The organism is Paenibacillus cellulosilyticus (assembly GCF_003182255.1).
GTDB lineage: Bacteria > Bacillota > Bacilli > Paenibacillales > Paenibacillaceae > Paenibacillus_T > Paenibacillus_T cellulosilyticus.
Map to the genome: position 1 here is coordinate 24,661 of NZ_QGTQ01000008.1, position 12,247 is coordinate 36,907.

General features: G+C 47.0%; 11 protein-coding genes. All 11 read right to left on the minus strand.

What is annotated here, in order from left to right; all coding sequences use genetic code 11:
• Window positions 1-10: 10 nt before the first annotated feature.
• Window positions 11-265 (minus strand): hypothetical protein, encoded by a 255-nt coding sequence (locus DFQ01_RS12560; RefSeq protein WP_110044239.1) that lies wholly within the window; start codon window positions 263-265, stop codon window positions 11-13.
• Between the two features lie 207 nt (window positions 266-472).
• Window positions 473-2,704 carry a cellulase family glycosylhydrolase gene (locus DFQ01_RS31625; RefSeq protein ID WP_110044240.1) on the minus strand — a complete coding sequence of 744 codons (2,232 nt, stop codon included), beginning with the start codon at window positions 2,702-2,704 and terminating at the stop codon, window positions 473-475.
• Window positions 2,705-2,989: 285 nt separating this feature from the next.
• Window positions 2,990-3,172 (minus strand): YjfB family protein, encoded by a 183-nt coding sequence (locus tag DFQ01_RS12570; RefSeq protein WP_110044241.1) that lies wholly within the window; start codon window positions 3,170-3,172, stop codon window positions 2,990-2,992.
• A gap of 275 nt (window positions 3,173-3,447) precedes the next feature.
• Complete coding sequence (locus DFQ01_RS12575) at window positions 3,448-5,268, minus strand: ABC transporter ATP-binding protein (RefSeq protein WP_110044242.1); 1,821 nt, start codon at window positions 5,266-5,268, stop codon at window positions 3,448-3,450.
• Window positions 5,265-7,130: an ABC transporter ATP-binding protein gene (locus DFQ01_RS12580; RefSeq protein ID WP_110044243.1), complete on the minus strand. Its 1,866-nt coding sequence runs from the start codon at window positions 7,128-7,130 to the stop codon at window positions 5,265-5,267. The genes DFQ01_RS12575 and DFQ01_RS12580 overlap by 4 nt, the downstream gene beginning before the upstream one ends.
• Window positions 7,131-7,393: 263 nt before the next feature.
• On the minus strand, window positions 7,394-7,915 hold the full coding sequence (locus DFQ01_RS12585; protein ID WP_110044244.1) for an OsmC family protein: 522 nt from the start codon (window positions 7,913-7,915) through the stop codon (window positions 7,394-7,396).
• 126 nt (window positions 7,916-8,041) lie between these two features.
• The gene (locus tag DFQ01_RS12590) at window positions 8,042-8,599 is read right to left on the minus strand and encodes a VOC family protein (RefSeq protein ID WP_174812667.1); all 558 of its coding nucleotides are present in this window, start codon (window positions 8,597-8,599) and stop codon (window positions 8,042-8,044) included.
• A gap of 53 nt (window positions 8,600-8,652) precedes the next feature.
• Window positions 8,653-9,174, minus strand: a complete 522-nt coding sequence (gene def, locus DFQ01_RS12595) for a peptide deformylase (protein WP_110044246.1) — start codon at window positions 9,172-9,174, stop codon at window positions 8,653-8,655.
• A 2-nt stretch (window positions 9,175-9,176) separates the two neighbouring features.
• Entirely contained in the window at window positions 9,177-9,419 is a 243-nt protein-coding gene (locus DFQ01_RS12600; RefSeq protein ID WP_110044247.1) for a helix-turn-helix domain-containing protein, read from the minus strand.
• Window positions 9,420-9,533: 114 nt separating this feature from the next.
• Complete coding sequence (locus DFQ01_RS12605; RefSeq protein WP_110044248.1) at window positions 9,534-11,924, minus strand: sensor histidine kinase; 2,391 nt, start codon at window positions 11,922-11,924, stop codon at window positions 9,534-9,536.
• 61 nt (window positions 11,925-11,985) lie between these two features.
• Window positions 11,986-12,159 (minus strand): competence pheromone ComX, encoded by a 174-nt coding sequence (gene comX / locus DFQ01_RS31090; RefSeq protein WP_174812668.1) that lies wholly within the window; start codon window positions 12,157-12,159, stop codon window positions 11,986-11,988.
• Window positions 12,160-12,247 lie beyond the last annotated feature (88 nt).

Here is a 12,247-nt window from a genome sequence, read left to right on the forward strand (position 1 = left end):
TCCACCTTTCTTAGGCAGCGATGCTTTCCTGTATGGTACGGCCATTTAACCGGTCCGCGATCTCGCGCAGCTCTTGCAGCATAACATCAAGCTCGGAGCGCAATTGATGGAGCTCTTCCGTGCATTGCGTTTGAAGACGGTTCATTGCGTCTTCGTTCAAATTTCCTGAACGAATCTGGTACATCAGCTTGTTCTGCATGGTCTCACTGTCGCTGATTCGGAATGCGGGCATTCTTGCTGGTTCTTGTTGCTTCGGTGTAATCATCGTTAATTGTGCTCCCTTGGCTGTTTTTTTACATTATAGAAGCATAGTATTAACGACATATTTAGACAATGTTTTTGGAGTGTAAGAATTTATTCAGACGTAACCTTATTCCATAAAACTCTCATTAAATAAGGAGCTCGCCAGAATTCTGGCGAGCTCCTTATTTAATGTTGCAAGCAGATTAGAACATTTCAATAGAATCTAGCTTTACGGTTCGACGCCCCATTGCAGTGCGCCGTTCATGTACCCGGTCATCTTCGTCCAATCGACGTAGCTGGAGCCGGTCGGGCTGAACGAGTAGTCGCCTGTTTGCGTATAATTGCTCCAATCCGTTCGGGAGATGCGGATCTGGATCTCGGACTCCGCACCTGGCGTCAGCGAGCCTGCAGCGCTTGCGAAGCCAATCTCGAAGTACGTGTCGGCCCCCGATTTCGGCGTTGCCATCGTAACGAATGCGCCCGTAACGTTGCTGCTGCCGACGCTCGCCCAGTCGCACCAGAACGCTTGCGTTATGTTTGCGTCAATCGTGTAATAGTAGCGAAGCTTGACCGTTGAGAGATTCAGCGCCGTCGTACCTGTGTTGACGATCTTGATGCGTGGAGCGATCGTGTTGCTGGATGCGGCCGTATTGCCGCTGTACATTTGAATTTTGAAGCTGCCCGTAGTTGTGGTTCCCACCGGCGTTAGCGCGACGACGTTGGAGTATGTCGAGCCCGCCGTATTGGATGCAACGACGCGGTAATTGTACAGCGTACCGTTCACAGCCGTCGTATCTGTGTACGTCAAGCTGGTCAGGTTCGAAGCGAGCGCCGTATAGGCACCGCTTCCCGTCGCGCGCTCAACTTGGTACGAAGTTGCTCCTGAAGAAGCTGTCCACGTTAGTGAAGCGCTTGCATTTCCGGAAGTGCCGGAAGCTGTAAAGGCGCCTGGCAAGGCGGCCGACGTATCAACGACCGTTACCGCCAGTACTGGATCGGTGCCTGCGCTGAAGTCGAACGTCAGGCTCGTCGTGCCAACAGCCTGCGCGGCGAGGTAGCTTTTCTTAATCGTGACCGTATTGCCCGATACAGTGTAGTCCGTTCCGGATACGAGAGCGGCAGAGCCATTCTTAATACTGCTAAGCGTGTTTCCGTTCAGTGTCATTGTAACAGCGATGTCGGCTTGATTAGCCGTCTTCTTGTCGAACGAAGCGCTCGAAGGTGTAATCGTCGAGTTGTTCGCTGCCGTAGTTCCCATCCCACTCATGATCGCATCGATAATGCCTTGCTGAGTGACCGCATAGGTTGACCTATTGAACAATCCGAAGCCATGTTGTCCGTTATATCCGTTATCCCAATATACGGGTACAGAGCTGTATTTCTTAGCTGTTGCGGCTATTGCTTTGGCGAACGCAGCGCGGTACGTATTATTCGTCGAATCATAGGCGGTTTTATCGATGGAACCGAATTCGCCGATGACGGCAGGATACCCTTGCGTGACGAAATTATCGTAAACGGACTTCAGCTGCGATTCCAAATAATCTTCCTGTCCCCAGGTTGATTTTTTGGATGAGTTGGTCGCCGTTGCACCCCATTGGGTAATGGTGCCCGATTCCTCTCCGGCGAAGTCCCAAGGCGAATAATAATGAACCGAGAGCATGATTCTCTTCTCTGTGCTCGGAATCGTAGAAGAACGATATTGATCCGTTGGCATCGCGAATCCGTAATTGCCGACCGTATAATCGATGTTCGTATTCCAGCCTGGAATGAGAAGCCACCTTGCGCTATTGTTGCCGCCGGTTTGTCTAACGGTATCCACGAAAATCTGATTATAGGCATTGAGATTAGCATAGTAACTGGTGTTAGGCGTACCGTAAGTGCCGTCGAATTCTTCGTTCATCGATTCGAAAATCAAACGCTCGTCATAGTTAACGAACGTATTCGCGATCTGCTGCCACACCTTTTGATATTTGGCTTTAATCGTCGATTGATCGCTTGAATTGACTAATAGCCAAGAGCCAGTGACCGAATTGTAACCGTCTCCATGAATGTTGATGATGACAGTCAATCCCTCGTTGTAGGCATAGTCGACGACTGTCTTTACTCTGTTCATCCACGTGGAGTCAATCGTATAATTCGGTGCGCTTCCGATCAAATTCAAATACGAAACCGGGATACGGATCGTTTTGAATCCTGCTGCCTTTACCGATTGGATGAGTGCTTGCGTAATAATTGGATTACCCCATGCCGTTTCGCTTGGCGTGCCGTTGCTGTTCGCTTCGAGCTGGTTTCCGAGATTCCAGCCAGCCCCCATTTGAGCTACGATCTGCGAAGCGTTCAATTGAATGAAATCGTCCGTAAGCGCGGCCGACGCTGTCGAACTCCAACCGGAAATGGCGGTTGTAATCGCTACAACCGCTGCTAACAAATAAGTCCTGAGAGATTTTGCTTTAAACGCCATAACATTTAACCTCCGCTTCTTCTTATTAATCTGAATGAAACGATATCAATGAGACCCGACTCTATTATTCCCCCTTTCCTCTTACCATTGGATTTGCCTTAATGGAGTATGGATAGCTGCAGTATGTTTGAACATTAAATACCACATCACCCACGGTCGCCCATATCAAATCATACAACCAACATATGGAAGATTACAAGAATCCAATCTAAAAATCCGAGAGTGTATTCAAATGAAATGGAAAAAGACGTAGCTGCCGTCTAGATCGGGAGCTACGTCTTTTTTCTATACCGAAATATCCAGATTGCCGCCCAGATAGGGATGAGGAGCCGGAACCGACTTTAACATTTCCGTCAATTGCTGTCCTTGCTGCTCGGCCATATCCTTCGACATAGACATGACTTGTAAGCTCGCCTGCTGCGCGACAGAACTCTGGCTCATTGCCATTGATAATGCTGCAATATCCATAACCTGTACTCCTCTCGTGATCGAATTAACGTCATACCTAACTTATATCGGACAGATAGGAGGAAATATGTAACGAGTCAACCTGTCTAGTATAACATTAAGCTCCGATCGCAATAGATAGAGCTCTCTTCGGTGTACGGTTTACAGCAGCAGCCCATTCTCCAGGTTACGTAACGCTTCATCCAATAAGACAGCAAAATCGGTATTGGGATGTTCCCTCATGTTAAAATCATGCTAAGTCACTCCTTAGAGATATTCTAGTTTGAGAGAACGCATCAAGTCCCTGTTTGCGCTGTCTCATGGATTCGGTACCGTTCCGCTTGCAAATTGAACATATACGCATACTTTCCGTTTAGATCCATTAACTCCTTGTGGCTGCCCTGCTCGATGATCCGCCCCTCCTCGATCATGTAGATCATATCAGCCATGCGCGTGGTGGACAGCCGGTGGGAGATGAAGACCACAGTCTTGTTGCTGGCTTCCTTCAGGATAGCTTCGTTCATGTTGTACTCACTGATAGGGTCCAGAGCACTGGAGGGTTCGTCCAGCACGATGATTGGACAATTCTTGTACAACACCCGAGCGATCGCCACCTTCTGCGCCTCGCCGCCGGACAACAGCGTTCCCTGGTCGTCAAACTCCTTAGTGATGGTAGTATCGATTCCCCTCGCCATGCTGGCTAGCTTCTCGCCAAAGCCGCTGTTCTCCAGTGCTCGGATGATCTCCTCCCGCTGAGGAGTCGGCATACCCATGGAAACGTTGTCCGCTAGAGAGGTAGCGAATAGCTCGTAGTCCTGGAAGGTAGCGCCGAACAGGTCGCGGTAAGCCATTAGATCATACTGCTTGATATTGACGCCGTTGTAGAGAATCTCTCCCTGGTTAACATCGTAGAGGCGCATCAGCAGCTTGGTCAGGGTGGTTTTGCCCGCGCCATTGTAACCAACGATGGCCACGCTCTTGTTCGGCTCGAGTGTAAAGCTGATGTTCTTCAGTAAGGGCTCTCCCGTACCGGGGTAGGTGAAACTTACGTTCTTAAATTCCAGCGGCGCTATATACGATGGCAGCGGTTGCTGCTCCGATGCCGGGGCGCTCTGGGCAGCCAGTTCCGACTGATAAGCTAGGAATGAGCGAATCTTCTCGATATACAGACTATTCTGCTGAAGCTGTGGAATCGTGCGAGACAAGGTTAACAGCCCTCCGCTCACCCGCCGAGTGGCATTCACGAGCGACACCGCCGAGCCGTAGCTTAAGACTGCCTCCACCATGATTTTCCGCATGATATACAAAATGTACAAACCATTTACTACAAAGGTACTAAATAAGAAGTCTGCTGCGAACTCCTGGGCAACCATAGGCTTGGTGCGGCTGTCGATCTCACGATTGATCTGTACGTTCGTTTCCCCGTACAAACGGTGGAGCCGGCCGGCGATTGGATTGAGTCGCAGCTCCTTCGCATAATCCGCCAGGTAGAACACTCGGCTTACATAGTCGCGTTTTCGCTGTAGGGGCTTCATGGCCAGATCCAGCTCAAACGTCTTCTTGTTCCGTCGCAGGTTGAAGAACATGGAACCTGCTAGGGACAGCATAACAAAGAAAATCCCTTCCCAGTTGAGTGCGATCAAGAACGCGCCAGAAAGGATAACCTGTGTAACGGTACCTAACAACACTCTAATGGTATCTAAGGCGGCAGCGGTTCGCTTGTCCGATTCGCTGATCGCCCACACAAAGTCATTATAAAATGCCGGGTTATCGTAACAAGCCAAGTCCATACGGGAGGCAATATCATAAATTTCCTTCTGCAGCCGCTTGTTCACTGCCACTTTACCGCGAGGCATAATGACATTGTAATGAATGGTATTAACGAGCAGCCACAGGGAGGCGACACTAAACACGAATAGCGTATACCAGAGGACAACGCTAAACGGCTTATTGTACTGGATGGCATCAATCATAAATTTGGGCATATATACGAATTCAAAAAATTGGACGGCTGCATGAGCCGCCATTAGCAGGCAGGTCATAAGCGTGTACAGAGGGGCTGCCCGGAAGGAGTAACGCACAATGAACCAATTATTGCTTAAGATCTGTTTATTCACGCGTTTACCTCCCACTTCGCCACCGTGCTCGACTCATCTAGGTCTCTGTACTTCTCAGCTTGTTTGGTATACATCGTTCGATAGAGTCCGTTCAACCCCATCAATTCCTCATGAGAGCCCCTTTCCACCACCGAACCGTTATCCAAAACATAGATCGTATCCGCCATAATGGCCGCCGAGAGCCGATGAGAGATCAGAAACACGATTTTGTTGGCGTCATGCTCATAGGTTCTAGCGAGCGCCTCGAAAATCTCATGCTCGGCCACTGGATCCAATGCACTGGACGGTTCATCCAGAATTAAAGTTGGAGCATCCTTAACTAACGCCCGTGCGATTGCCAGCTTCTGCACTTGACCCTTGGACAACACCACCCCTTCACTGTCAAATTCGCGGGTTAGCGTTGAATCGGTACCGTGTGGCAGATTAGCCAGCTTATCATAGATCCCACTTGTCTTCATGGCGCTGATGCTCTTCTCTCGCAACTTATCGCTCATCTCCTCGACCATTGCCACATTCTCAACTGCCGACAAGGAGAACACCTGGAAATCCTGGAAGACGACACCGAACAGCCGTCGTACACGCTGGACACTGTATTCTCGGATGTTCCGGCCATTGAGCAAAATCTCCCCTTCCGTGGCGTCGTATAAGCGCAGCAGCAGCTTGATGATGGTGGTCTTGCCTGCACCGTTGTGGCCTACAAGCGCTACTTTTCTTCCTTGTTGCAGTGTGAAGCTCACATTCTGCAGCACCGGCTCAGAACCCTCATAGGCAAAGCTAACATGCCGAAACTCGATACTGTCAAGCGATGTGATGTCCCTGCCTGGCTGGTCCTCAGCAATTTGTGGCTTATAGGCGAGAAAGCCGCGCAGATTGGCAATGTAAAGGCCGTTCTCCGCCACTTTGACAAAGCCGTCCATCATGTAGGTTAGCAAGTTGGAGGCAACCACAATGGCGTTAGCGAGCATGGCTGCGTCGGCGATACTCAGATCCCGCTCGATGATCGCCCGCCAAGCTACGTAGAGCCACACGCCTTCAAAAACTAATGGGTAAATGAGCACAACCTTAATAAACTGCAGCAGGATTGAGCGGCGCATATACTTCTTCACATTGGCCAAGATCCCGGCGGCTCCATCGTCATATAGGTTTTTGACAACGTCAAAGATGCGTGAAAGACGGATCTCCTTGGCGTACTTCTGAAGAAAGACCACACGGTTCACGTAGCCCAGCTTGCGATTGTGAGGCACGTCGTCCTGGCTGTGTTGGAAGCTGATCTTATTGGTCTTGGTTCCTATGATGAAATTGGCTACCACTGGAAAGAAGGTGAACAACGCAACAAACGGGTCTATTTGCGCCATGGTGACCATAACAAAAATGGCAGCGCCGATGTTCGTAATTAAGCCTGCCATATCGTCTAGAATTCGGACGGCGCGGACATTGGCCTCGGAAGCGGCGCGGGTGTACTGGTCGTAAAACTGCGGATACTCATAACAGCCAACATCCACCGTACTAGCCTTCTTGAACAGTTTCATGCTGATGGCATGATACAGCTTCTGCTCGGTGAAGCGGGCATAGCGCTGATTGTACCAACTGGAGAACAGGGTAAGCAGGCCGAAAACCGCCATGGATCCCATTACGAATACGACTACGGAGCTGTAGCTTCGGTGGTTTTCCAGCGCATCTAAGAGAAAACGCACGAAGATAATGCTGAAGAACACCCAGCTGAAATAGTCAGCAAAGGCATCCAGCAGCTTGGCGAAGACGCGCCCAGGCGTGATGGAATAAATAATCCGCAGCATGTAAGTATTGTTGCGGATTATGACCCAGAGCGAGGAATCTTTGGACTTGCTTGTTTTATTTGACATGAAGACCTCCTTAACAAGTAATTGCCTCTTGAACACTCACGGTAGACAAACCACATCAGCAACAATAATTCGGTAAAAGGAAGATAATCCCTTTATTTCGTTGGCGAATTCTGTTGAATTTTAGAGGTAACTGAGAAATATGTCATCCGATAACGTAAAAAACCGCAATTTATGCGTCCCATTATTTGTCACATTGCTTGTTCTACTTATCTTTAAAAACAAACAGCCGGATGAGGGTTTCCCCTCCCCGGCTGTTTGAGCTATTAAATGCAGCAGCTTCCGTCCTCCAGCTGGCACGCTTGTTGGTTCTCTTTTGCTTCGACGGTGGCTGTTGTAGCAGCAATTTCTGTAAGGGCGACGCCATCCGCGTCTGGAGGAACAGGGATCGCGTCTTCGCTATGCTGCAGAAGCTTCACGTCGATGTGTGGGCCAACCGTATTCAGCATTTTACAAGTCTCCCGAGTTTCTTGAAGCAGCTTCACACGCGCCTCGGTGTCCACTTCGGTGGCAAAGGTTAGCGTAAACACAACACTAACAATTTGCCCTTCGTTATTAACTGCCTCTTCGGCGGTTACTCGCGTTACCGCTTGCGGATAACCGTAACCGCGTGCGCGGTGATTAAGCGAACCACCGACACACCCGGACAGTGCGATAAGCCATAACTCGACAGCTCGGAACCCTGCATCTTCCCCGCCTTGATCAATCCCGCGATCTAACACTACGCTATGCGTCTTCGCGACAGCCAATTGCTTGGAGTCAGATAATATAGTCAACTTGCTCTTCATTTGTCGTCCTCCTTTAAGTGCTTATTTAGTTGCGCTCCCTCTACAACAAAAAAAGGCAAAACACAGGGTGCAACACCCGCGTTTTGCCTTCGGTTATCCGATCGACTTTCAATATTAGTAGATCTATTAGGGCTGCCATATTTCCCATACGTTTCCGTCAGGATCGGCGAATGTTACATTGGGACCGCAAGTTACCCGCTCACCGAGAATGTTTACTCCGTTTTCCTTAAAACGTTCGAAAAGTTCTTGGATATGAGGTGTGACGAAACAACCCACTGCATGAGGTTTTCCTCCGTCCAGTGTCCATGAGAATCCTAACCGACCGCCTTTTTCTCCCGACTCGTGTAGAAATAACGCAGGCACTGTTCCTGTGGCTGGGTCAGCAGTGCTTCCGTCCGCTTCGAAAAACCTCATGATCGCCATGCCCATTCCAGGTTCAACAGGATGAATGTTTGTTGGTTGGCATCCTAAATTTTTCTCATACCATTTCACGGACTCGTAGACATTACTTACAGGGACGTATAGACATGTTACCCCTGTAATGTCACGCACTCTTTTCTCTACCATAGTTTCGTCATTTTGCGGCATACCCATTACCTCCTTCATAAATGTTAAAATAACCATAATTATCTTCTGTTTCCAAATACCATTTCCCTGCTGCTGTAAAATAATATTGTCGTACAAATCGTCCTTTAGTCCGTTTTCATCCGTTCCGTAATTGCACATTTTTAGTTCAATTAAACTCTCAGTTCTGCTTTGGATAGTTTTATAACGTCCAATAATTCAATTTTTTGATTTTTTTCTTCATGGTAGAGCCATCTATCTTTGACATGGTCTATGAACAGCACGCCATTTAAATGATCAATTTCATGCTGAATACAACGAGCAAGATAGCCTTCGGCTTCGAGGATGATGGTTTCGCCTGATCTGTTTAAGCTCTTCACCTTTATATAATTAGCTCTTTTAACAACGCCCATATAACCTGGGAAAGATAAGCAGGCTTCTCTTCCTGTTTGCTCACCGCTCATTTGTATAATTTCAGGGTTAATCAGCTCGATTAATCCTTCTCCACAGTCCATGACAATCAGTCTTCGCAGTATTCCGACTTGCGGAGCTGCGAGACCAGCACGCCCTTCAACAGCATATAAAGTCTCGCCCAAATCATCGAGGAGTTTTAATGTCTTCTCATTTAATTCAACTGCTTTGGCTGATTTTCTTAGTATAGGATCTCCAAAAGGCAATATGTGTTTAACAGCCATAGTTATGCCCCCTTTACTTTTTGAGGCGGTGTATGAACCCATAAGTCATTAGGCGTACACTCAAGTGCAGTACAGAGAGCGTCAAGTGTCTCGGATTTCATTTGCCGCGGTTGATTGGTCAACAAAGCACTTATGGATGCGGGAGTTAAATTGTAATTAGACTTTTCTTTCAATAACCTTGCTAATGCTGCACCTGTCCATATTTCTCTTTCTGCCATCACTTTTCGTAGCATCCATACAAGCATTTTTATACCTCCGATAAGTTTAGCCAGTAACATATATTATTAGGTAGTGCCTAATATAACATGTTTTTTCCTTCAATACAAAAAACACCTCTATAGAGAGGTGCTTCAATTGTTCTATAATTCTGCGGAATGAGGGAAGATCATTATCGGCCGCGTACGATTATCAGTAGTCCTCCTCACATTATCCTTATCTTCAACCGGCAGTGGCAATAGGATATCGATTTCTAATCCTTTGCCTGGCGCCGTACGCAAGACGGTCTCACCTTCTAGTCCAGACACCCTCTCTCGAATTCCTGCCAACCCCATGTGGTCAAAAGACAACTGCAGTCGATCCATCTCGATACCGACTCCATTATCCTTGTAGCAATAATGAATGTTCCGCCCTTCATAGTAGAGCTGCAAATTGACGTGCGTCGCCTTCGAATGCTTCATCCCGTTGCGCAGCAGTTCTTGCGTAATTCGATAGATCGCCAGCACATATTCATCGCCCAGCTCCACGCGAAAATCTTGATGGTCGAACGTAATCGTAAAGTTCGCATTCAACTGCGCATGGGAACATAAATTTTCAATGGCCTGAATTGCCCCCATTTCCTGCAGGAATGGCGGCCTAAGCTCATTACAGGTTTCACGGATCTGGTGGATGACATCGAGCAATCCTTCACTTATTTCATTCAATTGTGATCGGGTATTCGTTGGCAGCTCTGCTTCATCACTTACGATCATCTCCAACTTACGATACCATACAAGCTGATCCTGAAGGGCAGAATCATGAAGGTCACTGGCAAGCTTACGTCTTTCTTGCTCTGATAGTCGGAACAGCAGACGTAGTACCCATGGCGGTGCTTCCTCTCTCTTCAGATCCAGATCCTGTACAAGCCCCTCGATAAGCTGAAGGTTCTGGTACACAAACCCAACATGGGTGATAAGCGTGCGAAGCCACATCTTCTCATCATGATTAAATTCCGTATGATTGACTTTGTCGCTGATCCATACCAAATGGTGTGTTTCACTGCCCTGCCCGATCTTATAACAGATCCCTTTCGTTAGTTTCAACTCTTTCCCGACTCTTAAACTCGACCAATTATGATGAAGCTGCGAATACAACTCTTCGAAGGGGACGTTTCCGTGCGTTCGTTTTAACTTGATCTCTTGATCCTCATTGCTGCATTCAATAAATCCGACCGAATCAATCGGCAGCAAGTCGAGCAGTTCCTTCTGTACACATTGTTCTAGCTCGCTTACCTTCTTAACTTCGGAGACCCTATTCGAGAAGCTTTCCAAGCTTTGCTCGAATTCGTGGGCACCTTTAATGACCTTGTTGCGTAGCTTGCGATCCAATACTTCTCTCACATATAAGAAGAGTATACTTAAACCGTAAATCACAAGACACAGTCTGCCCCACACGATGAGCTGAATTGATGTATCGATAAAAACAAGTTCCAAACCGGCCAGGAATATTAGGCTCGGTAGTAAGGCCATTATCAAATAATACCGCAGCCTGCTTATAATAAACTCGATATCAAATAACTGATTAGAGACAATAAGATACAAGTACGTTATTGGCAAAAACAAAAAAGACAATCCCGCTATGCTGCCGTCCACAATAGATGTTCCTACTAAGAGTATCGGTAATAGTGTAAGACAGATAAAAGGGAAAAAAGATGCTATGTTTCCAACCATCATATAGATCATTAAAGCCTGGCGGGTTGTATTTCGATACCTGACATACATTCGAACTTGAACGAGCAATGCGATTAGCGTCCCTATGATAAATACAATAAAACCAAAGGCTTTCATTAAAAGCCATGTTTGTTGATCACTATTGCTAATCGGAATGAAAAACAAATATAAGATATTCCACGCCACAACCGCCCCATATCCAATCGTAACAACCTGTTTATGTACCGAAACAATCCCTTTATTGTTAAAGTAACTTACTACAAAATGAAGAAACAATATCGGAGCAAAGGTCAGTGCGAGCATGAAAACGATAGCAAAGATCATATTACCGACTGTATTTCCGTACCCTGCCAAGTAACCAAGTGCTACTGACATTAAAAACAAGATTAATAAAGAAGCCGAACGATCTTCCGGCTTCTTGTAGGCAATAAACAAAGAGATAGTTAACATCACTACGAATAAAGACATTGGAATAAAATATACGTTCCACTGAATCGGTCTCTCGGACCTATCCGAGAAATCCAATTCGATCGGGTGTCCGGATCTCATGACCGTAATGCTTGTCGAAGTATTGATTCCGTAGCCATCCCAGAGATTTTTCCCTTCAACGGGCTGATGATCAACATGTGTTACAATATCCCCTGGCGCAATTCCTTCCTGTACGGCCCATGCTTTTGGGTCCACATCAGCTACAATCCACTCACCATTCGATTTGTGCAAATCAACACCCATGTACGGTATTCTAAAATACAGCACGATGCTCCACCCAGCAATAACAAGTGTAAACAATAAAAAGGCCCAATTTTTATATCTAGTGTTAACCATAAGACATTTTCTCCTTAATAAAACAGCTACAAATGAACGTGGACGGTTTATTCTTGCAATCTTAAAGCCAGAGTAGCTTACGAACTTGCTCTTTAGCCGTCTCCTGACCTTTGAAGATGTCCAGCATAGCCTGCTGCTGATTTGGATTAATACCCGCTAATGCAACATTGCCTTGTACAAACTGAGCCATCATTCCAGGGTTCTGCTTCAATTGTGCGATCACTTCTTTAAGCACCGTCATTACCACCTTTTGAATAAAATGTATATTGAGCATCTTGTCCCAGTATAGCACTAGAATAATGCTGCTGCATCGCATTACAGAT